At 43.6% G+C, this 26,331-nt stretch carries 19 protein-coding genes; 2 read left to right on the forward strand and 17 right to left on the reverse strand.

What is annotated here, in order from left to right; translation table 11 throughout:
- Positions 1-18: 18 nt before the first annotated feature.
- The gene (locus ACQ5DJ_RS05905) at positions 19-6,846 is read right to left on the reverse strand and encodes an amino acid adenylation domain-containing protein (protein WP_429841616.1); all 6,828 of its coding nucleotides are present in this window, start codon (positions 6,844-6,846) and stop codon (positions 19-21) included.
- Between the two features lie 553 nt (positions 6,847-7,399).
- Between ACQ5DJ_RS05905 and ACQ5DJ_RS05910 the strand changes: the two genes are divergently transcribed.
- Together ACQ5DJ_RS05910 and ACQ5DJ_RS05915 are read left to right on the forward strand one after the other, a co-directional pair.
- Positions 7,400-8,335 (forward strand): ABC transporter ATP-binding protein, encoded by a 936-nt coding sequence (locus ACQ5DJ_RS05910; RefSeq protein ID WP_429841617.1) that lies wholly within the window; start codon positions 7,400-7,402, stop codon positions 8,333-8,335.
- Between the two features lies 1 nt (position 8,336).
- Positions 8,337-9,101, forward strand: a complete 765-nt coding sequence (locus ACQ5DJ_RS05915) for an ABC transporter permease (RefSeq protein ID WP_429841618.1) — start codon at positions 8,337-8,339, stop codon at positions 9,099-9,101.
- An 84-nt stretch (positions 9,102-9,185) separates the two neighbouring features.
- Here ACQ5DJ_RS05915 and ACQ5DJ_RS05920 read toward each other — a convergent pair whose 3' ends face one another.
- The 16 genes from ACQ5DJ_RS05920 to ACQ5DJ_RS05995 form a co-directional block, all read right to left on the reverse strand.
- Positions 9,186-10,730, reverse strand: coding sequence for an aldo/keto reductase (locus ACQ5DJ_RS05920; protein ID WP_429841619.1), 1,545 nt, complete (start codon positions 10,728-10,730; stop codon positions 9,186-9,188).
- Positions 10,727-11,509 (reverse strand): linear gramicidin aldoreductase LgrE, encoded by a 783-nt coding sequence (lgrE, locus tag ACQ5DJ_RS05925; RefSeq protein ID WP_429841620.1) that lies wholly within the window; start codon positions 11,507-11,509, stop codon positions 10,727-10,729. The genes ACQ5DJ_RS05920 and lgrE overlap by 4 nt, the downstream gene beginning before the upstream one ends.
- A gap of 21 nt (positions 11,510-11,530) precedes the next feature.
- A complete protein-coding gene (locus tag ACQ5DJ_RS05930; RefSeq protein WP_429841621.1) occupies positions 11,531-12,865 on the reverse strand; it encodes an efflux RND transporter periplasmic adaptor subunit in 1,335 nt (444 codons plus the stop codon).
- Between the two features lie 24 nt (positions 12,866-12,889).
- Positions 12,890-16,009 carry an efflux RND transporter permease subunit gene (locus ACQ5DJ_RS05935; RefSeq protein WP_429841622.1) on the reverse strand — a complete coding sequence of 1,040 codons (3,120 nt, stop codon included), beginning with the start codon at positions 16,007-16,009 and terminating at the stop codon, positions 12,890-12,892.
- 239 nt (positions 16,010-16,248) lie between these two features.
- Positions 16,249-17,004, reverse strand: coding sequence for a CPBP family intramembrane glutamic endopeptidase (locus tag ACQ5DJ_RS05940; RefSeq protein ID WP_429841623.1), 756 nt, complete (start codon positions 17,002-17,004; stop codon positions 16,249-16,251).
- 1 nt (position 17,005) lies between these two features.
- Positions 17,006-17,629, reverse strand: coding sequence for an SdpI family protein (locus ACQ5DJ_RS05945; protein WP_429841624.1), 624 nt, complete (start codon positions 17,627-17,629; stop codon positions 17,006-17,008).
- A gap of 16 nt (positions 17,630-17,645) precedes the next feature.
- A complete protein-coding gene (locus tag ACQ5DJ_RS05950; protein WP_429841625.1) occupies positions 17,646-17,903 on the reverse strand; it encodes an autorepressor SdpR family transcription factor in 258 nt (85 codons plus the stop codon).
- Between the two features lie 475 nt (positions 17,904-18,378).
- On the reverse strand, positions 18,379-18,852 hold the full coding sequence (locus ACQ5DJ_RS05955; RefSeq protein ID WP_429841626.1) for a hypothetical protein: 474 nt from the start codon (positions 18,850-18,852) through the stop codon (positions 18,379-18,381).
- Between the two features lie 167 nt (positions 18,853-19,019).
- Positions 19,020-19,631, reverse strand: a complete 612-nt coding sequence (locus ACQ5DJ_RS05960; RefSeq protein WP_429841627.1) for a DUF4304 domain-containing protein — start codon at positions 19,629-19,631, stop codon at positions 19,020-19,022.
- An 84-nt stretch (positions 19,632-19,715) separates the two neighbouring features.
- Entirely contained in the window at positions 19,716-20,174 is a 459-nt protein-coding gene (locus tag ACQ5DJ_RS05965) for a DUF2809 domain-containing protein (RefSeq protein WP_429841628.1), read from the reverse strand.
- A 245-nt stretch (positions 20,175-20,419) separates the two neighbouring features.
- Complete coding sequence (locus tag ACQ5DJ_RS05970; protein ID WP_429841629.1) at positions 20,420-20,815, reverse strand: SRPBCC family protein; 396 nt, start codon at positions 20,813-20,815, stop codon at positions 20,420-20,422.
- Complete coding sequence (locus tag ACQ5DJ_RS05975) at positions 20,812-21,141, reverse strand: ArsR/SmtB family transcription factor (protein WP_429841630.1); 330 nt, start codon at positions 21,139-21,141, stop codon at positions 20,812-20,814. The genes ACQ5DJ_RS05970 and ACQ5DJ_RS05975 overlap by 4 nt, the downstream gene beginning before the upstream one ends.
- Positions 21,142-21,604: 463 nt before the next feature.
- Entirely contained in the window at positions 21,605-22,840 is a 1,236-nt protein-coding gene (locus tag ACQ5DJ_RS05980; protein ID WP_429841672.1) for a HAMP domain-containing sensor histidine kinase, read from the reverse strand.
- 4 nt (positions 22,841-22,844) lie between these two features.
- A complete protein-coding gene (locus tag ACQ5DJ_RS05985; RefSeq protein ID WP_429841631.1) occupies positions 22,845-23,543 on the reverse strand; it encodes a response regulator transcription factor in 699 nt (232 codons plus the stop codon).
- A gap of 83 nt (positions 23,544-23,626) precedes the next feature.
- Positions 23,627-25,609: an ABC transporter permease gene (locus tag ACQ5DJ_RS05990; protein WP_429841632.1), complete on the reverse strand. Its 1,983-nt coding sequence runs from the start codon at positions 25,607-25,609 to the stop codon at positions 23,627-23,629.
- A 24-nt stretch (positions 25,610-25,633) separates the two neighbouring features.
- Entirely contained in the window at positions 25,634-26,320 is a 687-nt protein-coding gene (locus ACQ5DJ_RS05995; RefSeq protein ID WP_429841633.1) for an ABC transporter ATP-binding protein, read from the reverse strand.
- Positions 26,321-26,331: the final 11 nt, after the last annotated feature.

Raw genomic sequence — 26,331 nt, forward strand, 5'->3', positions numbered from 1 at the left:
CTCCTGAGTTACATATACTTATAAATCGCCTATCAAGTCCATAATGTCATCGAGTTCTTCCAGAGAGAGCTTCTTGTCCACAAAATCACTCGGTGTTAACTCAGAATCTTTCTTTTGTATACAATGTAAAATAATAGCGTTCAAATGAAATTGATAGAGTTCCATGAGCTTGTCTATCGTCGTTTTGTGATACTCATGGCGATTGTAATTCATATAGGTAACCAGCTCTCCACCAACAATCTTGGCATAGATATCTAACGGGTGCATGCGTTCGGCATGAGGTCCTAGCACTCTACCCTCTGGTAGATTCGATGGCGTGAACAGATCATTGTCCAGATCGGCATCGTACTGTCCCAGATAATTGAACACAACCTCGGGTTGGAGTGTGAAATGGATGCCTCGTTTGTGCTCGGTATCTGTAAGATGCTTTAAGATGGAATACCCGATTCCTTTAGAAGGAATGGCACGCATCATTTCTTTGACCAGCTTGATCTGCTCCGCCAATTGGCCCGATTTGGTAGCAGGTAGGACGACCGGGAAAAGTGAAGTGAACCAACCTACCGTACGGGAGACATTCAAGCCTTTGACAATCTCTTCACGTCCATGCCCTTCCAAAAAGACCCTAACATCGTTTGTCCCTGTCCATTCCTGCATCGCCATTCCCAAGGCAGTCAACAGGATCTCTTGCGTTTCCGTTTGGTAGGCGTGATTTGTATGGCGCAGTAATTTTTCAGTCTCCATTTTGGAGAAGTGAACCGATGTTGTTATCGTCTCCATTTCGGTCTGGTAAATGGTCTCTTGATCCTTTGGCAATGGACGGGTTGGAGTGGATTCGACTTTTTCCCAATAAGCTAGTTCGTTTACAAGCTTCTTGCTATTGGCTACGTTTTTTAGCTCTTTCGCCCATTTTTGATAAGAATGTGTTTTTTCCGGTAACGCGATTGGATTACCTGAGGCTACTTGTTGATAGGCGGTTCGGAAGTCTTCCAGAATAATGCGCCAGGAAACCTCGTCAACAACCAGATGGTGAATCGCAAAAAATAGATGGTCACCTACTCTTGTCTTAAAGAGCGCTACTTGAACCAGGGGTCCCTCCTGTAATTTCATACTGGCATGCAGGCGGTTTACTTCTTCTTCCACTTTGTTTTGAGCGTCCAGCTCTTCTGTAAAATCAAACACTTGGAATACAAACAGATTACTATCATCGCCCCGATTAAACTGGACAAATCCCTCATCCGATTCGCTAAAACTCATGCGCAGGGCATCATGATGAAGCACAAGTGCATGTAGAGACTCCATCAGTCGTTCGCTATGGAAGCCCTCTTGGCTGAAAATCATCACTGCTTGATTCCAGTGATGTCTGCTTGATCTAATCCGTTCAAAGAAGTAGTGCTGGATTGGTGTAAGTAAGACAGGCCCTGTTACGAGGCCCTGATCGATCGTGATCCTCGCGGAAATGACAAAAGGTGCCATTCGTTCGATCGTCGGATATTTAAACAGATGATTGACTTCCATCATGAGATTCATCCGTTGCAGACGAGACGCGATCTGCAAACCTTTGATCGAATCTCCACCAAGCTCGAAAAAGCTGTCTTGAATCCCTACCCTCTCGATGCCAAGTACTTCTCCACAAATTCCGGCAAGAATCTTCTCCATTTCAGAGCGCGGTGCTACGTATTCCACTTCGCTTCCCACACTTCCGTCCGGTTCGGGCAGGGCCTTACGATCCAGCTTACCGTTGGATGTAAGCGGAAACTCCTTCATGAGAACGAAGTGGGCAGGTATCATATATTCTGGCAATTCACGGCGAAGCAGGTCGCGCAATTGACTGACTGACCATTCCTTCATTGAAAGCAGATAGGCGCACAAGTATGCCTGATTGTTCTGGTCGGTTCGGGCCATAACCACCGCATCATGAATGGTCTCTTCCTGAATCAGTTTGCTACGAATTTCATCCAACTCGATGCGATATCCACGAATTTTTACCTGATGGTCCATCCGTCCGAGATACTCGATATTGCCATCCTCACGATAGCGTGCCAGGTCGCCTGTGCGATAGATACGCTTACCAGCCTCTAATGGATGGGCAACAAATTTTTCCGCTGTCAGCTCTTCGTTATTCAAATACCCTCTCGCCAAGCTGATTCCGGCAATACATAGTTCGCCCGGAACGCCTATTGGCTGCAATTGTCCGTACTGATTGACGATATGCATTCGATAGTTCGGCAGTGGCTTTCCGATGGGGACAGGATTCTCCAGTGAGTCTTTTGCGAGCGAATAACGCGAAGCATATATCGTCGCTTCTGTTGGCCCGTAGATGTTTTCCAATTTCACCTCCGGCAGTACTTCATATACTTTTGGCACGAGATCATCCGGCATCGCTTCCCCGCAAGCAAGGATGTACCGCAATCGGTTGGCTTCGTTTCGCCCCTCCAGATATTCGACGAACGGATTCAACATGGATGGCACGAAATTGATGTGAGTTATGCCTTCTTGGACTACCGCTTGCCATATTTCTTTGGGATTCTTTTCCGCCTCTGGCTCGAGAATCACCAGTCTGCCATTCCCAGGAATCCACCCGAAAATTTCCGCTACAGAGATATCAAAAATGTAGGTCGTCTTCAGCAGGATTGCATCTTCACATATAAGCGGATATTCATCCTGCATGGCATGGAGTACATTGAGCAGCCCCTCGTGTTCAATCATCACGCCTTTGGGCTTCCCGGTTGATCCCGATGTGTACATGACATACACGAGGTCATCCGGCTTGTTATTCAGCGGTAGATTACTTGTATCTGGGGAAAAGCTACTCTCGCTGTTCAAATCAATAACAACCGCTGTAAAGCTTACTTTTTCAACGAAACGGGACTGTGCTATCACCATCTTGGCGCCGCTATCTGTGAAAATGTAGGAAATTCTGTCAGTTGGACTGCTCGGATCGATCGGTAGATAGGCTCCACCTGCTTTCAATACGGCGAAAATGGCTACTATCATCTCGAAGGATCGTTCCGATATAAGCATCACTAGATCGTCTGGTTTCACCCCTTTTGTGCGGAGGGTATGTGCCAGTTGATTTGCTCGTTCGTTCAGCTCTCGATACGTCATGCACTGTTTGTGGAGTACCAATGCGATCTTGTCAGGTGTAGCAGTAGCCCATTCTTCTAGCAACTGCATGATCAATTTGCTGGGATATATTTTGGATGTATCGTTTACCCCTAGAAACAAATCGAGGCGTTGCCCTTGAGTCATGAGTTCAAACGCTTTAACTTGCTGCTCCAAACCGTGAACAGCTTGCAATAGAAGGTGTTCAAACTGCGCAATCATACGTTGGATCATGCTTTCATCAAACAACCGTGTGTTGTATTCAAAAACAATGTGCAGCTCGTTCTTCCGCTCCTCTGCTTCTAGTGTCAGGTCGAACTTGCTAATCCTGTTGTTGATATGGCGCATGTGGTTTTCCAACCCAGTCTCCGGTGAGCTTTGCATCATGAACATCACATCAAACAGGGGATGACGATTCCCGTCGCGTTTTGCGCCAGAGCCTTCGAGAATTTTATCAAAGGGAACGTACTGGTTTTGCAAAGCAGACAAAAGCTCTTGCTTTACCTGTTGCAGGTTATGTAAAAAGCTTGCTTCATGGTCAATTGAGAGTAGGAGTGGCAAGGTATTAACGAACATTCCAAGTATCTCTCGCGTATCTGGATGCTGTCTTCCATCAGTTACAGTACCGAGTATGACTTGCTTGCTGTCGTTATTCATTTTGGATAGCCAGACAGATGCGATGGTGAGCATCAGCATATAGAGGGTGACATCATGTTTTGTTGCTGTGGTCTTGAGTTTTCTAGTGAGTTCTTTGTTTGCGCGATACGTGATCGTAGCTCCATCAAATGTCAGTTGCGGCGGACGTTTTCGTGTAGGAAGTTGGACAACGGGAAGCTCGCCCTCTAGAAGGGTTTTCCAGTAAACCGCTTGCTGTTTGTATTCGTTGCTTGAATGCCACTCATTTTGCCATCGTGCAAACGACTTATAGGTATTCTTTAAAGGGAGAAGCTGCTGTCCTTCGAGTAAAGTCTGTAATTCCTGTAACAAAATCGACTTGGATAAACCATCCATGAGGATGTGATGAGAGTCGAGCCAGAGAACCTGTTTGTCAGGAGTTTCAATGATTCCGGCCCGGAGTAATGGCGCTTTCGCCAGATCGAATGGCTTAATGTGCTCTGCAAGTAGGCTGAGTAGCACCTCTTCTGTACCCGTTTGACGGACAAATGACAGCTCGGAGAATGTGACAATTCGTTTTACAATTTCGTCTTGATACATGTGATACGTGCTTCGTAATCCTTCGTGGCGCATCACCAGTTGCTGCAAGGCCACCTGGATGTGCTCCACATCTACGGATTTGGGAAAGTCAACAGTGAATGTCACATTGTAAGCGATCGACTCAACATCCTGCTGCTGGATGATGTACATTCGTTTCTCCACTGCGGATGTTTCGTATTCCTGTTGTTCGATTAGCTCTTGCAATGGGTGTATGTTCGTCTGCTCTTGCTCTGTGAGCAAACGTTTCAATTGGCGAATCGTTGGATGCTTAAAAAGCTGGTCATATCTCAAATCGAATCCGATATTCTTGATCTGGGAAATGAGCTGCATGGCCTTGATCGAGTCCCCACCACATTCAAGAAAATGGTCGTCGATTCCCACCTGCAAAATTCCGAACACGTTGCTCCATACCTGAGCCAATTGTTGTTCAAGCTCATCAGTAGGCGCGACATAATAGTCCCTCAGCAGTTCCTCATCTTCCCGTACATCTGGCAATGCCCGCCTGTCCACCTTTCCATTCGTGGTGAGCGGTAGAGTCTCCATGTGAACAAAGTGCGTCGGGATCATGTAATCAGGAAGATCATTTCCGAGCCATTCCCTCAACTCGTGAAAAGGGATTTCATCAGGAGCAACATAATAGCCAACTAAGTATTTGCGGCCATCCTCCCGTTCTTTGGCGATAACGGTTGCCATTTCGATCAATGAATGATTCATGAGGAAAGGTTCAATTTCTCCTGGCTCGATCCGATATCCGCGAATTTTAACCAAATTGTCGAGACGACCCAAAAACTCGATGTTCCCGTCAGGCAACCAGCGTGCTCTGTCTCCCGTACGGTACATGCGCTCGCCCGCCTGCGGATGAATGATGTATTTCTCAGCGGTTAAATCTGGTCGGTTCACATATCCTCGTCCCAACCCTTCACCGAGGATAAATACCTCACCTACTACCCCAATCGGTTGTAATGCCAGCTTCTCGTCCAAAATGAAGAGGTAAGTATGAGCGATAGGCTTGCCAATCGGAATGCTCTGGTATTGCTTGTCCACCTCAAAAATAGTAGCAGCAATTGTGCACTCTGTCGGTCCATACATGTTGTAAAGCTTATAAGCACCGCGCCGATCAACCTTTTTTAACACATCCCCGCCTGTTAGCATCGCTCGAAAAGAACGATTATCCATCTGCATGAACTGTTCAGCTGCTCCTGTCGGAAAAAAGCTGATCGTAATACCTTCTTGGTTGCAATAATCATTCAAGGCAATCAGATCATACTTCAGTGCAGTTGGCACGATGTGTAAGGAAGCGCCAGTGAGCAGATAAGGGAATATTTCCAATGTAGACCCATCAAATGAAAAACTGGAATAGACAAGGGCTTTGTCTTCAGGCCTTAATTCAAAATACTGGCTATGCCATTCGCAAAAATTTACCAAGTTGCGATGCTCGATCATTACGCCCTTGGCCAAACCTGTAGATCCCGATGTATACATGACATAGACGAGATCTGTTGATCGATTGACGTGCGGTAGATTTTCTTTTCTGTCAGTGAAGCTACCAGGGTCACACACGTCGATCACTTCTACTTCGCAGATATTTTTCGCCTTCTCAATAAGGGGAGTCTGTGTCAATAAAACGGGTGCGCTACTGTCGTTTAGCATATAATCAATTCGTTCATTCGGATAATCCAGATCGATAGGAAGATATGCTCCTCCGGCCTTTAGAACGGCGAGAATACTCACTAGCATGTCCAGTGATCTGTCCATCATGAGCGCCACTTTATCGTCAGGCTTAACTCCTTTAGCACAAAGGTAATGGGCTAACTGATTGGCTCGCTCATTAAGCTGTTTGTATGTCAGGGACTGATCTTGACAAATAACTGCTAGACTGTCCGGTGAGACTTCGACTTGTCGTTCAAACAACTGATGGTAGGTTCTATCGCTCTGTATCTCAACTTTTGTTTGTTCTCCACAATAACGCTTTAATGCCAGCAGCTCTTTTACGGTGGTCATATTCAGGTTTTTGTAGAATTCTCGGTCTTTTTTGTAGTGAATCGATCCACCGGATGGTTGCGGAAATGGTGTGATCCGCCCACTTATAAAATTCTCCCACTCTCGGATGAACAGATCTTCAATCACCTGGTTCGCTTTGTTGTAACAATCAATCAGTGTATCTTCGTCTTCAAAAGCAATCTCTTCCTGAACAAGGATATTGCCCGTATCTACGTTCTCGTCGATAAGGTGTAGCGTAACCCCTTTTGGTGTCTCATCCCAAATGCTCCAGAAAACAGGGTCTCTCCCCTTATTCCAGGGCAAGAGCGATGTATGAAGATTGATAATGCGCCCTTCGAAACGGGAAACGATTTCCTTACCGAGAATATAACCGTATGCGTAACTGATAATATAGTCGATTTGTTCGAAATATTCCGTATGTTGATCCCATTTTTTCTTGCATACAATGACTTCGTGGTTTCTTGATTCCAAGTACTGCACAATCTTGTTTTCTTTGCTCATGAATGTTGTTAGGAATAATATTCTCAAAAAAACATCACCAGCATTTCTCATAATTTCGTTGACAAAAAGTTGACTTCGATTGAAAATTGTTTTAGATGGAATTGGTTCCACTTTTTTACTTTTTGTTACATGATTTTACATATAACTCAAAAATATGGTTTTCTGCAAGTGGTTGTATGTAAATTTTTTTATTTTTTGTGCCCAACAATTAGAGTAAAGAATGCCAAAAGGCAATACTCTGCTGGTTTTGAGGGATGAAAGGAGGTTTTTTATAGTACTGGTAAAAAGTGACAATTTTAGACAGTTTCCATTTTCAATGCTTCACCTCTTTCAACATGACATATCGCTCTGATATGAAATTGCCTCTGTGTATTGGGGAAGGGAAAGTTATGCCCTCATCTCAGTATTTCACCTTCACCAGTCAAGGAATTTCCTTCTCCATCTCCCGTTGTTTCTGCCCATTTTTGAAATAAACACATCGTATTTACAAGACCTTAATATTCTGAATTGGATAAAAAGTTAGTATAGGAGCTGTACACTCAATCGGAGTCACAGAAAAGTCTAGAAAAGGGGATTTTTTATGGAGCCTGCAATCGTAATTAAGGATCTCAAAAAATCGTTCGGAGACAAAAAAGTTCTCGATGGCATTTCTCTCTCGATTCCCAAAGGTAAAATTTTTGGTCTACTTGGACCTAATGGAGCTGGAAAAACAACCTCCCTACGAATCCTGTCCTGCCTCATTGAGCCTACGTCAGGAGAAGTCTCCATCCTCGGTCATCAAATCAGCAAGAATAAAGAAGAGATTCGCAAAAAAATTGGTTGTGTAACAGAATCTCCCGGGGTGTATGACAAGCTTTCTTTGTTGGACAACCTGGAATTCTTCGCCTCCTGCTACCAGATTCCCAAAGCCAAGCGTGCTTCACGCATCGAGTATTTGCTTCGCCAGTTCGATTTGTGGGACAGGAGAAACGATCCTGCTGGCAGATTGTCAAAAGGAATGAAACAAAAACTGTCGATTGTTTGCGCGATTTTACACGACCCCGAAGTGCTTTTCTTAGACGAGGTCACAGCCAATCTCGATCCTGTCAGTACTCGGAAGCTAAAAGATCTGATTCGCGAGTGGGCTGCGTCTGGAAAAACGATCATCTTTTGTTCACATATCCTGGCAGAAATTGATGAGTTATGTCATGAATTCGCCATCATTAAGGGTGAAGTGATCCGTTTAACCACCCCACAGAAGTTCCGTGAAGAGTGGACCACCTACAATGTGCTTCTTGACGTAGGAGCGGATTCTCAGAAGTCGGAACAGATTATTAAAGCCTCCGAGGAAGTTGAGTCGTATAAGCGCACCGAAGATCAGTTCCACCTGAGGGTAGCCAATCCGAAGACCTCGAACCCACAGCTGATCAAAAAGCTGGTCGCAGCAGATATTACGGTCAATTACATAGCACCCATCTCCGTGTCACTGGAGGACTCCTATCTCAGCCTGTTGAATCAAGAAAAGGAGGCGATCTAGGATGCCAGGATTTGTTATTCTCCGGGAATGGAAAGAGCTTTTCGCTGCCCGCTCTGTTTTGATTACGAATCTTGCTGCACCATTCGTTATATTGGTTGTCGCTCTGATCACCACTGTATTTGCTCAAAATGGTAAGATGGAGTTCATTCTTAACCTGATGAAATTGACCAATCCCCTCCTGAACATGGCAGGTGCAGATGGTCATATTGCCATAGCCCGCTTCTATTTCCTCTTGTTCCTGATCGTACCGGCGATGATCCCCTTAACATTTGCCACGACGAGCATCATCATGGAAAAAATGACAGGAACATTGGAAAGCGTGCTGGTCACCCCAATTTCCACCAAGGAGTTTTTGCTTGGTAAGGTCCTAGCTTACTCCTTACCTTCCATCGCTCTGACCTGGGTTGTCCAGCTCATCTTTCTAGGGTTTATCTTTGCAACCTTTGACAATGCTAGCGAGTATTTTTCCATCGTATTTATCCTCGTGATGATGCTGCTGGTCCCATTTATTTCGATCATCAGCGTATCCATGAGCGTCATTGTTTCCTCGAAAGTTGACAACGTCGCAGCAGCCCAACAATTTGGTGCCTTACTGGTTCTGCCGATCATCGGACTTGCTGTCAGTCAGGTCATTTTCCTCTCCATGATGAGCAATCCTGTAATCTATCTGGGATTGGTCACGCTTTGTGCGGTGGTTGCCCTGATCTTGTTCCAGATTAGTATTAAGATGTTTGATCGCGAGCATATCATCAGCAAGTGGAAATAACCGAAAGGTATAAAAAATAACCACCTTATGGAATCGTTGTTGTCACACGATCCATAAGGTGGTTTTACTATTTGGGTAGTGTTTTTAGCCAATAATCGTTTTTAGGGTTTGGGTCATTGTGTGCCAGTCTTCTTCTTGCATGATCGTATCCAAAGGTCTCTTCAATTCCATGAGTACATCATCTACATAATGCTCACGTCTCATCCCCACGAGGACGCTGTGTACCTCTTGAGTGGCGCGCATCGTTCTAATCGCTGTTTGGCTGAGGTTATCTGTTGTCATTAAATGCGGTTTCACCCTCGTCAGCTCTTTCGAGATATCCAGTGAACGCTGGTAGTCTTTGGGGGCGTAGTAGCTGTTCAAGGCTTCAGCTGTCTCCATGAGAGCTGCCTTGTAGGTATCCAGCCATTGCTCCGCCTGGTCGTCCAAGCCCTCATGTTTTTTAATCGTATTGCGAATATCTTCAATGACCGGCTCAAACAAGAAGCTTCTCACATTTTGCACATTTGTGGCAGAGTATAGCTTTTTCCAGTATTTGCGCAGTGTAGCTCCAGATGATATTTTTTTCTTCAGCTCTTTCACATCTTCTTTCTCCATGTTAAGCAATGGCAAGACGCGATAGACGATCTGATCCTCTACATCATCTACACGATTGAGACAATCCTTGATTCGACGAGTGGCTTCTTTTTCGTCAATGACCGTACTCTGATCTAGTTGGATGTTCGTCAGGCGGAAAATTTTTTCCTTGGCTGTCACATCTAGCGTTCGGTTGGTCATTACACCAAGTCCTTTTTCCTTGGCAAATAACAAGGCACTCTTACCTTGCGCATGGCTTTTTTCCAGCATCGCACCGGATTCGTACATGTTCATTGGAAACTGGATGACGCGAAAATGGTGATTCGGCGTAATCTTCTCTGCAATCTCCCAGAGGGTATCCAGCGCAACAAAATCAAATTCCTTGACATTGCTGACAAACGAATTGGCACTGACTCCATAGCATTGAATCCGACCTGACTCTACTTCTTTTTCCAGATGTCGAAAAGCCTTCTCAATTCGCTCTACTAATTCCACATGCGCTTCCTGTTGTTTGATCTTTTTCATTTTTGCCCATAGCAAATACCACTCTGGATTGTGCAGCATGTAGCAATCAATCGTGTCTACTTGCAAGCGCTGCAGGCTACGTGTCAGCTGGTCTTGAAGGTATTCTGGGTGGATACATATTGACATTCCGTCATATACCGTCGTGAAGTCTTGATACGGTTTACCTTGCTCTGTCCTCTTCATCGTCTCGTCGGAATCTTCTCCTTGGACGATACCGGCCTTGGACACGATGACAAGCTCTTCCCGCTTTATTTTTTCTTCACTGATCAGTTGCTTCAGCACATGTCCGATGACTTTCTCAGCGCTACCATTTGTATACATACTACTCGTGTCAATCAGGTTAATTCCTTCGAGCAGTGCCTTACGGAGTGCCTGCTGGTACTGCTCATCCTGTTCATCAATCCGGTACGTTCCGAATCCAACCTGACTGATCGACACATCGAAGCTGCCAAATTGCTTATAGAAAAGATGGGGATTGGCCTGTGCTAGGCGCTGTGTCCCCTCTCGCGTTGCTTTTCCTGTCATCATCCTATCCCCCTGTACCCTGCAAGATAATTTTGAAGAGTTGACCCGACAATAGTAAGGACTTGGTCCTGTTGTGAATGGATGAAAAAATGGTCCCCTTCCAGTATGTGCGTTTGAAAAGAAGCGTTCGTGTGATCTCTCCAGGCTTCAATATGGGTTACGGAAAAATCGGGGTCCTGCCAACCGCCAATGGCCGTCAGTCCGAACTCCAACGGTTCCTCGTCTTGATAGCGATACGTCTCGCATATCGTGAAATCGGCCCGAAGCGTAGGGAGAAGCATGTTCAGAATCTCCTTGTCCTCAAAAATTTCCTTTGGCGTGCCATTCATTGTTCGTACGCCCTCCAGAAACTCTTGATCTGGGAGATGATGGATGGCTTCGCCCGGATCTGGCAGATGCGGGGCATGATATCCGGATGCAAACAGATGTTGCGGCTTGAGGTTGTAATGTTTGCGTAAATATCTGGCCAACTCAAAGCTGACCAGCGTTCCCATGCTATGTCCAAAAAAGGCAAACGGTCGATTCAGATAGGGAAGTAGCGCTTCTGCCATTTCACGAATCATTACAGACAAATCCGTGTAGCAAGGCTCTAAAAAGCGGTTACTTCTGCCTGGTAGCTGCACAGGACAAACGCCAATCTGAACGGGTAGCTTTTTTTGCCAATCCCGATAAATACCAGCATGACCACCAGCATAGTGAAAGCAAAATAATAGCACTTCTGCCTCCGCCGTCATTTTTGCTGAGAGTAGCCATCGGTTCTGGGAAACGTACATCTTTTGCATAGGTATCCTCCTCAATATTACTTAGGGAACAATGCGAATTTTTGCACCATCTTTTAATTGTGATTGTCCTTTGATAACTACTTGGTCTCCAGGTTTCACGCCTGAGCCGATAAGCGTCTTCTCCGTTCCTTTTGAAGAGATTGAGATTTCTTTTTCAGCTACTCTTTCTCCATTCACGACGTAGGCTACCGATTTCCCATTTCGCTCCAGGATGGCATCTGTCGGTATGAGAATACCTGCTTGTCCTTTGATTGAAGACACTTCCGCCTTCATTCCGGGAAGTAGCGTACCTTTTGGATTTGGCACTTCTATTTCCACGGGGAAAAGCTTAGATTGCTCAGAAGCCTTTAGTCCCACGTAGGCAATACTGCCATTGACCTTGATATTTTGAGAGGGTACCTGCAAATTTAGTTGTGTTCCTTTTCGAAAGCTTGCCAACGCTTTTTCTGACACATTCACCTTCACAATCATCGGGTCAAGGTTAATGACCGTTGCAATAGGCTTTTGGGGGTTGAGCGTATCACCTTCTTGGACTTGGATATCGGTGACAATGCCGTCTACTGTCGATTTGATCAGTGTGTTTTCCAACGCATTTCTGGAAATATCCACTTCAACCTTTCCTTGTTGCACATTTGCTTGCGTGACTCGTCCATTTTTATCGGCTGTATTCACTTGCGTCCGAGCATTAATTAAAGCGATTTGCGCCTGATCTAGCTGGCTTTGATACTGGTTTTTTGCTTGCAGATATGCGTTCTCTGCATTCTCAAGCTCACTTTTGGACATAGCTTTCTCTTCAAACAGCTTTTTAGCGCGGTCGTAATTTGCTTGCGCCAGCGTCAATCCTTGTGCAATCGTACGCTGGGCATTCGCATAGGTTTGCTCAGCCTGCTTCAGTTGACTATTTGCCAATTCGCTGGACGTTCCCATTTTGTTGGAATGCTCTAAATTTGCGTTGGCGACTGCTAATGCCGCCTCAGCATGACGCAGTTTCAATTGCGCTTCGGTTTGATCCAGCTTGCCGATGACTTGCCCTTTTTTTACTGTGTCCCCTTTTTTCACTAGGATTTGCGAGACGGTCCCGGTAGTTTTGCCGTAAATACTCACATCCGTGTTTGCGAATACCTCCGCCAGTAACCTGTCGGATTCTTTTAGTTCTCCTTCTACTACTTCCTCTACTTGAACATCAACGGAATTCTCCACTTTAATGGTTTCAATCTCCGTACTGGACTGGCTTTCGAGTTGTGTTCTTCCTTCATTAGAATTGGTCTTTTCTGCGGATTGAGAATTGCATCCCGAGATCATCGTCAAGCCTATAAGACATGCCACACCTGAGCTGACTAGCTTCGTCTTCTTCATTTTTAGTAGATTCCTCCCTCTGCCTTACCCGGACTTTTTCATATCGCGTAAACTTCTCAGCACAGAAATAAACATATCCTCACTTGGCTCGATCTCCGCTTCTTTGGTATCAGGGGCAAAAAACTCTTTTTTGATCCGATACAGTAATTCATACCCGATAGGAACCACGATTAAGGTCAAGATCGTCGAAGTAACGAGTCCACCAATGACCACAATCGCCAAGCTTTTGGTCATCAAGGCTCCTTCAGAAAAGCCGAGGTAAAGTGGCAAGAGCGCGCTGACTGTCGCAACTGCTGTCATAATAATGGGGCGTAATCGGGTAACGCCAGCTTCGACAACTGCCTCACGCATAGAAGTCCCTTCCAGTCTTCGATGCTGGATATTGTCCACATACACGATTGCGTTGGTAACAACAATTCCGACCAGCATCAAAAAGCCGATAAGTGCCGTTATATCGAGAACGGTATCCGAAATGAACAGGCCAAATAATCCGCCGATCACAGCAAGTGGCAGGGACAGTAGAATCGCGAGCGGAGCCGTAGCATTGCCAAAAGTGATAAGCATGACAATATAGACGATAAAAATCGCTGCACCAATGGCTAAGAGCATATCTTTAAAGCTTTTTTCCATGTCGCTTGAGACACCTTCAGATGACAATGTAACGCCAGCAGGCAATTTTTCCGCTTGCAGCATCGCAAACAGGAAATTACTCGCTCCTCCTTTGTTATCACTCGTGATATCTGCTGTAATTTGTACGAATTGTTTTTCGTCCTTGCGCATGATTTGTGATTGAACTTTTTCTTGGTCAATCTCGGCAAAGTCCACCAAACGCACTTGCTGCTTGCTTGGCGTTTGAATGTAGATATTGTTCAGTTCCTCAAGCGATTTCGCATGGTTTTCTCCGAGTCCAAAGAAAAGACTATAGTCTTTGTCGTCGACTTTGATCTTGCCAATTTGGGTATCCGAGACCAGGAGGTTGACCTCTTGAGCCACCTGTACTGGAGAAACTCCCAATTCCGAGGCTTTGTCTCTATCAACTTTGATGACAACTTCATTTTTGAAATCGTTCAAATTGTCTTTCACGTTAGTCAACAGAGGACTTACTTTCAAGTTTGATTTGACAATTTCGCTTGCCTCTTTCAAACGATCCAGATCTGGCCCGTACAGAATCACCTTAAACTTGTTGGTATCGCTGCTACCAGGTTTAGTCAAGGCCATTTCAGATCCTAGTGGAATCATTGGTTTGACGATTCCCTCAAATTTCTTGATGGCTTGGTCGAGGTTCACATCTGGCCCTGTTTTGATTATTAAGAGGGCTTGGTTCGATTGGCGTATTTCCGCTTCATTTTCAGAGCCAAGATTGATTTCTATGTACTCTACTTCAGGCTGCTCCAGCAATTTACTTTCGACCTGGGCAACCGTTTGATCGAGACCATCTAGTTGAGTACCTTTTGGCATCGTTACTTGCGCGAATATGTACTTCGCTTCCGGATCAGGAAACAATCCGTATTTCATATACGGGAGAAGCGCTAGACTTGCGACAAATAGAACAAGTGACAGAAATCCGATAGCGGGCTTGCGGTTGAGTGCCCAGTGAAGTAGCTTCCTGTACGTGTCAGACCCTTTACCATGTTCATATTCCTTGATATTGTGGTCTTTTAGGATCATCAGCTTGGCTAACAGTGGAACAATCGTCACGGCTACTAATAGTGAGGCAAACAACGAGCAAACGACGGTTAGTGCAAATGGGCGGAATACTTCCCCGATCATCCCTCCAACAAACACAATGGGTAAAAAGACGGCAGTTGTCGTAAAAGTCGATGAGGTAATGGCATGTAGCATTTCGTGGGTGGCAATTTGAATCAAGTTTTCCTTGCGTTCTTTGTTCAATTGCAAATGGCGGAAAATATTCTCGATAACGACGATACTGTCATCCACAACTCGTCCTACAGCCACTGCCATCCCGAACAGTGTAATCATATTGAGAGTGATGCCCATAAAGGACATGAAAATTAGACTTACTAGGATGGATGTTGGGATAGAGACTAGGACGATGAGGGTTGCCTTTACATGACGCAAAAACAGTAAGATGACTATAGAAGCCATAATAGCTCCGAGCAAGCCTTCCTTGAGCATGCCGTTAATCGAATTCTTGATATCGACAGAGGTGTCATAAATCGTGGTAAAGGTTAACTTCGGGTACTCTTCTTTTAAAAGGGATAGTTTTTCATTGATGGCATCACCGGTTTCTACCGCATTGGCATCACGTGTTTTGTAAATATTGATGTTAATTCCATTCTGGCCGTTGAAGCGGCTGATCGAATTAATGACCTGATCAAAATTAACTTCTGCGATATCGCCAAGCCTAACGTAGGTAAGCCCAGCTTTGGGGTCACTTGGAAGGAATATCTTGGTGTTACGAATATCTTCTACATTGAGGTAACGGCTCACCACGCGAATGATGCGCTCTTCCCCATCCTCGGTGATCGTACCGATTGGCAGAGCTACGTGATTGTCAAGTAAAAGCTGTTTCAACTGCAACGGAGAGATTCCGTAGTAGTTTAGCGCATCTATGTTTGGCAGAATTTTCATTTCTTTGAATTGTCCGCCTATTGTCGATACTTTATCAACACTTTCAATACCTTCTAACTCTTTGATCACGGTTTCTTTTACATCGTTGTCAAAATGGTCTAGTCCACTCTCCTTGTCCTGTCCTGTCACAAACAGATAATAGACGGGTTGATTGCTGAAGCCCTGAATCATAACTTGCGGTCTGCTTACTTTGCTAGGAAGCGCGATACTGGAGATTTTTCTTTCCAGCTCGTCCCTGACAGCTTGTACATCTGAACCAGTCTCCAAATAGACCTGTAGCGTGGAACTATTATTGCTTGAGTATGACTCCACTGCCTTAACGCCTGTTACATGCCCAACTTCACGTTCCAATGGCTTCGTTACATCATCGAGAACATCTTCTGGTGATGCACCCGGATAAGTAGTATTGACTAGAAGCACAGGGAAAGTGATATCCGGCATGTTCTCTACCTTGAGAGACATGGCGGCAATGATTCCACTGACTACGACAAGCAGGCTCATAATAATAATAGCTGTTGAGTTTCTGAGAGAAAAATTCGTTAGAAAACGCAAGGCATGCCCCCCTCATTCCTAATAAATTCCATTCTCTATATTACGCCTCATTTTTTCGGTATTCAATAAATTTCCATAAAAATTAAAATTTGTTTTATATTTCACTTTTTGACTAAACGGAAAGAAGACCAAAAACCACCTTACGACGGCGTTTTTGATCTACTGACTCGAAAAATCTCTCGAAATGTCGAACAATTGTATGGTTCTACACTCACAACGGTATCATGTGCGAAGCGTTTTTATTTAATGAAACCATGAAGGATGATATCCCCTATCGCGTGAGCAATCATTGCGTACTCCAGCCCACGCTTCCAGTAGAGGTAACCGAATAGTATTCCTGCCACCCCGTTAAGAGCGATCGTGCGAACGAACAACAACGGGGTAATCTCACCAAAATAAACAGCTGCAGCAGGGAGATGACCAAGCCCGAATATAAGGGCTGCCCCAATGATGCCTGCCCAGTACATCCATGGCTTAGGGGAGGATTTACGTCCCAATAGCTTACTCAAAATCCACACGATCATTGTCATCATGAACAAACGAACCATGACTTCCTCGTATACTCCGCCTTGAATGGCTGTCAGCATACCTGCCCAAACCGACACTTCTAAGTCTTGGGCCTTTTCGGCCAGAATTGGCAGTAATGGTTGGAAAACGGCGAGTTCCAGTAGGAGGAGAAGAGCTGTTGCTACAAATCCAAAGATGACTGCTTGAATGATTCCCTTTTTGTTGAAGGATTCTCCACCCGTTTTATATAACCACTTCCGAAGGACGGGGGCATCCAGCCCTACCTTGACTGCGAAGGTCAATCCAATCCACGAAAACAGAAATGCCATGATGCTTCCCTGCAAGACGAAAATTGCCATTGCAATTGGTATCGGGAGAGGAATCACGGATAATGCATCCCCGCTAATTGCCAGCATATAGGGAATAGCTGAGATAAAACCGATAGCGCTCACCAATGATAACAGAATTGCTATTTTCAAGTTTTTCATTCTACTTTCCCCTTCCTGTTTTTTTGTAATAGTAATGGCTACTTCCGAAAGAAATCAGAATTGTCACCAAGACAATGATCAACATCAAGATATAATGAATGGTTGTTGGCAAAAATGAGGTGAGAATGATGAGGATTCCTCCGATGAAGAACACACGGGAACTCAATAGGTGGGTATTTTTCCAAACCTCTTCGCTGGCGAGTGTCCATGGCGTGCGTATTCCAATCAAATAGTTATGTCGAAAACGAGGCATAAAATTCCCTATCGTTACAAAGAGAATTCCTAAAATAAGCGTGACAAATATCCCAATATTTAACATATATCCATATCCATATGCGATGATCACGCCATGAATGACGAGAAGTACGATCATTAACGTATTCAAGATTGTATCGTGACTGCTTTGGAACTTTCGGTAGTACTGTTTTTGTCTGCGAACAGCCACGAAAATAAATAGCATCACAAATGGAATAAAGGATACACCCACAAGTTTAGGCGCAAAACCATTCGGTTCGCCACTTGGTCCCCAATGAATTACCATCTGATCTGGCATGGAGGGATAACAAACTACGCCCAAGATAACGCTGATGAAAAAAAATAATATAGACAAATTGGATTTATTCATGTGATTACCTCACTTTCTAACGGAATTGGATAAACCATTTTAATAAGTCTTGAAAAACGGTCGTATTAAGTGAGTAGTAGATGTTTTGCCCTTTTCGTTCGTCGTAAACCATTTGTGCCTGTTTCAACAAATTAAGATGGTGGGAGATGCTGGGCTTTGTCATTTGAAAATGGTCGGCTATTTCTCCAGCCGTCATGTCTTTCTCCCTCAACAGGTCAAGAATCTTTCTTCTTGTGGGATCAGAGAGTGCCTTAAATGCGTAATTCATTGACATAATCAATCGATCCTACTTTCATCCATCATTTTTAGATATTTAGGAATTTATCTAAATATTGGGTAGAGAAATACCTTGTGCTAGCTCGTAAGACACCACTAGATGGAGGGAGTTTTAGGATAATTCGTGTAGTTTAGGATTTCTAGAAGTGTGCGTTAGGTTGCTTTGCGAATCATTCATCCTTTTATTGATTCTACCAAAAATACTAAATTCCTCCAATCACTCAAAATTTTTTTCGGCTTGATGAAATTTGATGGAAAGCACACGTAACGTCAAATTAAAGTGTCGTTGCATGAGGAGATTCCATTTCATCGGTCAATTACATAGCACTTTTCGAAGTATGTATAATGTCGAGTGACATAAGCATTTTCTGGCAACAAGCAGTTCGTATCCTTGGTTATACCACTCGACGTGAATCAATCTAAGCGAGCAAACTCTTCATGTATTTGCCACTGACTTTCATGAACACAATTTGTCAATTACGATTCGAAACGTGAATATCTAAATGTATGCCAAATTTCATTATCATCCTTAATGGTAAGATAGATTTGCCCCGCTCCATAATCCGCCATGCTACGTATACTTTGCCAGGGGTATATTCGCCTACATATTTACCATAATAATCGCTATCAAATGTTAATCTTCTATCCGATATCTCAAAGGATACCGATGTCCCTGTCGTTGCAATACATTTGACATTTACTTTATCTACTGCTGGCTGTTGATAGGTTTGATCATTTTGAGTTTGTATTGGGCTTTGCTGTCTAACAACTTCTAAATCCTTTTTTAATCCGTCATTTTTTTTCGTACATGCTGACAAGCCTTCTTGTACTTCCGCCAAACGTCGCTCTAATCTGGCAATGTGTCTCAGTAATTCGTAATCGTTGTAGTGTCTGCCTTCGCCCGCCGAAATTGGATAATAACCCTCTTGTGGATACCACCCGTACATAAATTCCCTCCTCCATTGGCTTTAATACACTTTACGTTATGGATTTTCCGCCTATTCGTTCGCCTATTTTTCCATAAATTGGTTTTTGGCTGGCCGCTGTTCTTATTGTACAAACGTTTCCGTTAGATTTATGTCATAACGGGGTAAGGCATCTTCAATATGTTGACTTATCGCTTATCAAACTCCATTCCGTATTTATGGAAGATGGCCGTGTATTTATTCTCGAATATGGTCCATCGCTTTTCTGTTCCGTACTTTTCCTGCAAAGCCTTCCAATAATGTTTAGCCGCTACTACATCATTGGATTGTAAGAGCAAATGAAAGCTTTCTTCGCTCAGATGTAAAAATGGACCTGAAGTGTAATAATCAACAATCGATCTGGCACTAGTCATCGTATCAAAGAAATGAATAACCTCTTCGAATCCACTTAGCAGCGTTTTTCTAACATCATCCATATTCGTATCAGGAGTGATTGAAAATCGATCCGGAGCAGACTCAACAATTTCACCAATTCTTGCTCTGAAGTGACACTCCGCTTCTTGGGGTGCTGTTAGAATCTCTCTCGATTGTATTTGTGCCAACTCCGCTGCATAAATACCGCAGTTCACATAAAACATGACATTGTCCGCTGAATTGCCAGCAGATTTTTGAAAGTTGAACATGTAGATGAGGTTTTCTGTACTCTTATGGAAATTCAAACTCTTCTTTGCGAAGCCACGCTTGGAAAGGAACGGCTTTATGTCCTGTTTAATCATATCGTTAAAGAGCTGCTGCAACATAATCCCTCCTAGAAGTTTACGATAGATTTTTTGTTTCAAATATGTATTTGTTAAAGGATTCTGCTGGCGTTGTTCCGCCAAAAATCACGAGGGCTTACGCCAAGGCCAAGCGAGGTCGAGCAGAGAAGCGACGGCAACTCCAGCAGTGTACCGCACAAGGTCTGCAGTCAAAAATCCTTTTCCTAATACCAACGCCCCAATCGTTGTCTGCCGGAGGTAATTAATCCAACCGGCCTGATACAATTGGCTGCCCTCGATCGCAAAGCAAAACGCGAGGCTGCACCACAGCGCGAAAGAAATCTTTTTATGAGCAAAACAAGTGCGAAAGCCGAAGTAGATCATGCACGCCCATAAAGCATCGCCAAAATGCTCAGCTACAAAGACAGGCAAGACATCGGCGAAAGCCCTGGACGCTAAGCCCAAAGCCATGACAACAAAAACGGCCACGATATAAGTGACTCTCTCTTTCCATCGACACGCGGAGCGCTGGTTACATATGCTCACAGGTATCGTCCGGTAGTACTTCCATTCGGCTTTGTTCATACACCATCAATCTTCCTCTTATATTTATCAATTTTTTTCACAGTCTAACATTTTATTTTTGAGTCTCAAACATTATTTTCAGTGAACAACAAGAGTGAGCTACATTCTCGCCACTACATTTTTTCTTCGCTAACACTACTCACAGAACTGATTGTCAGAAGAAGATATAAACCGGCTGCAAGCATGCGGCCGGTTTATGTTGAGTCGTGTCAAGCAGGGTTCAGTTTTCGTATCGAATGCGGTTATTATTCCAACACCGTTTCAAACTTGCCGAACCATGCGCTCCAGCCATACTTGGCGCCTTCGAGTCCGTGAACATTTGAGAATCCAGTTTGTTCGAGATGAAGGTTAACCTTTCCGTCCCCTAAATCTTGCAGCGTCCAGGTGACCGTATGCCGTTCGGCTCCAGAAGCCCAAGAATAGGACAACCGGTGCGGTGCTTCCACGACAAGCACTTCGCCGTCAACGATTCCATCCCAATATTCGGATGGCTGATGGCGAAACTGAAAACGATGCCCCACGACGGGTTTAAAATCATTTTCGGTGATCCACTTTGCCAACTTGCCTGAATCAGTTAAAGCGGACCAAGCCTTCTCGATCGTTGTCGTGTACTGAAAATCCAAGGATAATGTTAAACTCATTCTTCTTCCTCCTCTAATAGTTGGTTCAAGCGCAACATATTCATAGTCCAGTACTTGCTGTAGAAAGCCACCCAATCTTGAATTTCTTTGAGTGGTGAGGCGTTGAGTCTAAATCGCGTTTCTCTGCCGACTTTTCGATCAAGTACCAGTCCGGCCTCTTTGAGAATCGTCAAATGCTTGGATACCGCTGTACGGCCCATTTGAAACTGTGGCGTTAACTCATGAAGTGGCAACTCGCCTGCCTCTGCTAACAGATGAATCAGTCGGCGCCTAGTTGGATCCGCAATCGCGACAAATACATCCCGCAACTGGTTGTTCTCGCTCACAACACCCGCTCCTAAATATTATTAACAAGGGACAGCCGTTAATGTTTTCGGACCTAACCCCTACAGGCGATGCCCCCTAAATGGACGACTATTCGTGTCTCATTGATTATAGGACACCATTTGGTGTTGTGTAAACTTATACTGTCGTTTCAGCTTTGTGCGTGAACTATTGGTATTATGCCCCACTTGTCTTCTTGAAATAGAATCTCCCCTTTCCAAAATGATTAGTTGCTAATTAAACACTATTTGGTGACGCTTTTAATTTTAGGACACCATTTGGTGTCGTGTCAACAAGGTTTTAAATTCCATATGAAAACTGTCAATGGAAGGGTAAGCGCAGTTAAAATGCAAAAAGGCAGCCATTATGGGCTGCCTCCAGCTCTTCTATCCATAAAACACTTTCGGACAGTCAATTAAGCGTAAGGAAGAATCTAATTTCTCCACTACTCTTCTTCTGCTGTACTTAAAACTTCATGAATGTAATCGTAAATTTTGTAAAGCTGTCTTTCTCACTCTCGACTTTAATCAAGGCATGATGTGCTTCAATAATCGCTTTGACTAGCGCCAATCCAATCCCAGTCGAATCATGCTTTTTAGAACCTGTTGCTTTGTAAAATCGATCAAAAATATGCCATAATTCCTCAGGTGCAATTCCTTCTCCAAAGTCTTGAATGACCAACTCCGTATAGATAGGCGTATCTTTTACTTGAATCATGATTGCACTTGTAGGTTTGGAATGCTCGATCGCATTTTTCAGCAGGTTTAACAAAGCTTCCTGCATCCATAGTTTATCGTGGACAACGACGATTTCCTTGGGCGCCTGCAAGTCAATCACTATATGCTTTTCACTGATCATACTAGCCAAGCGATCCAGAACTTCCTCGACGGTCTCCACCAAATTGGCTGGCTCTTTATCAAATGAAATAGCTCTGGCGTCGATTTTCGCTACCTTTAACAAATTTTGAATTAAGACATTCATTCTGGCGATTTGAACTTCATTATTTTGCAGGAGTTGAACTTGCTGCTGACGAGGCAGCTCTGCATTCAACAACATTTCATTGTAGATGGATATCGTTGAAAGAGGCGTTTTTAATTGATGGGAGATATCTTGCAGCATTTGTGCTAAAAACTCTTTCTCTTCTAGAAGATCCTGCATGCTTTTTCGAATAATATCTTTCATGGAGCGAAAGGAAGCTGCTAGTTTGGCGAGATCCCCTTCTTTATTTTCATTGATGACTACCGTGTAGTCCCCATCAATTATTTTTTTTGCTGCGGAAGTAAGTTGTCTAATTTTATGGAAAACAATCTTGTATTGCATGTAGCTTGCCCCGAGTAGCACCAATCCGAAACAACTCAATCCCCAATAAATCAATTGATTATGACTGGAAATTTGTTTATTTAAGAGGGGAAAAAGCTCTGACTCTAAATTTTCATGTACTCCATATTGTCTAAAGATCTCTCTTCCTTTTTCCTGATACTCACTTGAATTCGATGCGTGACTCGTTAAGACTTTCATAATTTCCGCTTCATTCTCGGGATTTTGTTCAACCAGTCTAGCTGTAATCTCACCCCAGGTTGTAATGGAGTCACTTTTCAAAGCATCGTAAAACAGTTGATGTGTACTACACTGGTAAATGGTAAACAGAGATAACAGAACGGCCAGTATCGTCATATACCCTTTCAATTCGGTATTCTTCATCATCTTACTCTTTACTCACATCCTTATTCCATCGGTAACCCAATCCTCTTTGGGTGACGATAAACTGTGGATTTTTGGGGTCATCTTCCACTTTATCTCGTAGACGCTTAATGTAGACTGATAGCGTGTTTACATCAAAAAAAGCATCTTCTCCTTCCGATACTTGCATCAGGAGATCATCTCTTTTTAGTGCCTTATGGGCGTTCATCATAAAAGTTAAAAGAAGCTTGTATTCAAGATTGGTTAATGGAATGCTTTCATGATTTTTGTAAGCCTTGACTAGATTCGTATCTATTTTTATATTTTCAGATGCTAAGGTGATAGAAGAAGCTTCCAACCGACCACGTTTGCGCAATTGTACTTTCACTCTGGACATGAATTCCTTAACTCGGAAGGGTTTTGTTATATAATCGTCCCCGCCAATATCCAGGCCCATTACTACATTTGCTTCTTCATCCAAGGCCGTTAAGAAAATAATAACCGATGAATCGTTTTGTTTTTTGAAATGCAGACATAAATCATAGCCGTTTCCATCTGGAAGACCGACATCTAGGATAGCCAAATCAAAAGTATGCTGATCAAACTGCTGTTTCGCTTCTTTTATACTAGAGGCTCTGACCACCTCATAGCCCTCATTTCTCAATGAGAATTCGATGGCTAGACCAAGCGCCTCATCATCTTCTACAAGCAATATTTTATTCAAGGTTGTCCTCTCCCTATCCGCATTCCATTTCAGTCATGGACCAATCAGAATAGCCCGACTATAAAATAGCCAGGCCCATTCTACTATTGTTCTCTGATCACATCGATGATATTATCTTTTTGGATTTTTCTCAGTGGGTTCAGAACAGATAAAAAGCTGATGAACAAAGCTGAAACAAACGTAATGAGACAAGCTTGGTAGGGGATCGTCCATTCGACCCTCAAGACACCGGAAGCCGCCAAATAGATAATATAGGAAAGTATACACCCGAAAAAGATCCCTTGCAAACTTCCAGAAACACCGTAAATCAGCGTTTCATAGATGATCATTTTTTTCAAATTCCTTTGTGACATGCCTATGGATTTTAACGCAGCCAGTTCTTTTCGTCTGATGATGATGCTGATCGTAATCGTATTAAGGATATTGAGACTGCCAATCAACGAAATGACAGTGATAAAACTGTATACCAGCACTTTTATGACGAGCTCCGAATCTTTCTTCACTTTATTCTCTTCGATGCGATTCACGATGGTAATGTCGTGTTTTTTTCCAATAGACTCCTTGATATGAGCAACAGTTGTAAGAGATTGAGTTTTATCCTTCAAATCGATTTCAAAACGGCGGTCCTGTCCTTTCACTCCGGATACATTTTCAACCGACTTCAATAGCTTCAAAATTTGCTGTCTTTCTGCTGAAAAATCATCATTATCTGGTTGCAGAGTGATGGAAAGATCTGATTTCGTGGATAAATCCTTCACATATTGGTGTGCAAGTGCGATATCCATCATAGACGAGAAAGTAATAAACAATACACTGGATATAATGATGGATAGGATCGTAATGGTATAACGATTTTTATTTCTTTTGACATTTTTCAAAGCTAGGCTCAAGGGGAAAGATAACGGCTTTTTCAACGCGTTATTCTTGTGTTTTTTGAGCGCCTCTTTTTTAATGGACAGCCTGCTGCTGATGGCCAGCAGTGGGGATATTCTGCCCGCAAAAAAAGCCGGGTAATAACTGGATGCTAATACAGCCGCCAGTGTAATGATCGAACTGATGAATAAAATCCACCAATCGATATGAAAGAACGAAACATATGTACGATCTTCTAAAATGAGCGAGAAAATGGATTGGAGAGCAGCAACCGCCAATATGCTACATACAAGCCCAATCGGTATAGCAATGACAGCCAGCACAGCAGCTTCTCTCATCACGATTTGTCTAATTTGCTTTCGCGTAGCACCGATGCTTCGGAGCAAGCCGAACTGCTTCATTCGCTCTACGACGCTGATTTGAAAAGCGTTGTAAATCACCACAACGGTCGCGGTCACAACAATACTGACGGCGATGATGAGCACGGCCAAAATCGATTGATTCGATTCCGGTTTCAAAACTTTGATCAATCGCTCATTGATCACAAGATTCTCGTCTTCCGTAAGTGATTTCATCTCCTCTAAAACCTCTTTAAAGTCCGCATTCTCGTTGATTTCGGCTAGGATCCTACCCTCTCCCATGGCAAAATCATGCTTATAGGTTAGGAAACGGCCCACTTTATTTTCCTGAGTGAACGCGCGATTATCCAGTAAACCAATCAGTTGATAGGTTTGACCATCGAATGCAAATGAGTCGCCGATCTGAAGATCCTTTTTCAAGTAAGGAAGCGTCCATGAATCGACTGCTGCTTCATGCTCATTGGCTGGTAATCTGCCATCAACGAGACTGTAGGTTAAAAACTCCAAGGCGCGATGATTAGCGAAATTCTTTTGAACAGAAACCTCTCCAACCGGAACGATGACGCCCTGAGACATCAAACCAAACGAAGCAATTTGAGGATTATATTTGATTTTGTTTACGAGTGCTTCATCGTAATTTGAAATACCGAGATGAAATGAAGACCCGTTTAACTTCTTGATGCTCTCAATTTGTGATAGTTGTGATCCTTTCATATAAAGGCCGACTGTGGAAATTAACGCTACAGAGAGTATGATTCCGATCAAAGTCAAAATCGTTCGTTTCATATTCCCCTTTAAATACTTGCTGCTTAATTGTTTATAGCTGCTGATCAAAATCATTCTCCTCCAGTCTTTTGGCTAATTCGCAGCAAGCCGTTGATCTGAAATGATCGTACCGTCTTCTATCGTGATGATCCGGTCAGAAGCCGAAGCAATCGCAAGATCGTGCGTAATCAAGACAATGGTTTGATTGTATTTCCTGGCAGTCAATCGTAATAAATCCATGACTTCCTTCGTATTTCGCGTATCCAAATTACCTGTGGGCTCATCCGCTAAAATCAAGTGCGGACGATTCATTAAGGCCCTACCGATAGAGACTCGTTGCTGTTGACCCCCCGATAATTCGGAAGGCAAGTGGTCTTTTCGTTCATGGAGACCCAGGATTTCAATCAGTTCATCCAAATACGTCATATCTATCGGTTCATCATCCAATAACATGGGCAACGCGATATTTTCCTGCACATTCAATACCGGGATCAAATTAAAAAACTGAAAAATAAACCCGACTTTTCTTCTTCTGAATATGGAAAGTTCATCATCTGTATAATCGTAAATATTATGATCCCCAATGAATACTTGTCCTGAAGTTGGACGATCCAACCCGCCTAAAATATGCAGCAGTGTACTTTTACCAGAGCCGGAAACACCAACGATGGAAACAAACTCACCTTGTTCGATAGAAAGGTGAATCCCTTTTAACGCATCTACCCTGCTATTTCCTTCCCCATAACTTTTTACTACGTTTTCCATCCGTACAACTTCCATACAGTTCATCC

It is taken from the genome of Brevibacillus sp. FIR094 (assembly GCF_050477165.1).
Lineage (GTDB): Bacteria > Bacillota > Bacilli > Brevibacillales > Brevibacillaceae > Brevibacillus.

Bases quoted from the DNA above. Each gene is read 5' to 3' on its own strand.
- ACQ5DJ_RS05940 (WP_429841623.1), bottom strand. From the start codon at position 17,004: ATGAAAAACTTGAAAATAGCAATTCTGTTATCATTGGTGAGCGCTATC.
- ACQ5DJ_RS05965 (WP_429841628.1), bottom strand. From the start codon at position 20,174: ATGAACAAAGCCGAATGGAAGTACTACCGGACGATACCTGTGAGCATA.
- ACQ5DJ_RS05970 (WP_429841629.1), bottom strand. From the start codon at position 20,815: ATGAGTTTAACATTATCCTTGGATTTTCAGTACACGACAACGATCGAG.
- ACQ5DJ_RS05945 (WP_429841624.1), bottom strand. From the start codon at position 17,629: ATGAATAAATCCAATTTGTCTATATTATTTTTTTTCATCAGCGTTATC.
- ACQ5DJ_RS05955 (WP_429841626.1), bottom strand. From the start codon at position 18,852: ATGTACGGGTGGTATCCACAAGAGGGTTATTATCCAATTTCGGCGGGC.
- ACQ5DJ_RS05915 (WP_429841618.1), top strand. From the start codon at position 8,337: ATGCCAGGATTTGTTATTCTCCGGGAATGGAAAGAGCTTTTCGCTGCC.
- ACQ5DJ_RS05980 (WP_429841672.1), bottom strand. From the start codon at position 22,840: ATGAAGAATACCGAATTGAAAGGGTATATGACGATACTGGCCGTTCTG.
- ACQ5DJ_RS05960 (WP_429841627.1), bottom strand. From the start codon at position 19,631: ATGTTGCAGCAGCTCTTTAACGATATGATTAAACAGGACATAAAGCCG.
- lgrE (WP_429841620.1), bottom strand. From the start codon at position 11,509: ATGCAAAAGATGTACGTTTCCCAGAACCGATGGCTACTCTCAGCAAAA.
- ACQ5DJ_RS05920 (WP_429841619.1), bottom strand. From the start codon at position 10,730: ATGATGACAGGAAAAGCAACGCGAGAGGGGACACAGCGCCTAGCACAG.
- ACQ5DJ_RS05950 (WP_429841625.1), bottom strand. From the start codon at position 17,903: ATGTCAATGAATTACGCATTTAAGGCACTCTCTGATCCCACAAGAAGA.
- ACQ5DJ_RS05910 (WP_429841617.1), top strand. From the start codon at position 7,400: ATGGAGCCTGCAATCGTAATTAAGGATCTCAAAAAATCGTTCGGAGAC.
- ACQ5DJ_RS05995 (WP_429841633.1), bottom strand. From the start codon at position 26,320: ATGGAAGTTGTACGGATGGAAAACGTAGTAAAAAGTTATGGGGAAGGA.
- ACQ5DJ_RS05930 (WP_429841621.1), bottom strand. From the start codon at position 12,865: ATGAAGAAGACGAAGCTAGTCAGCTCAGGTGTGGCATGTCTTATAGGC.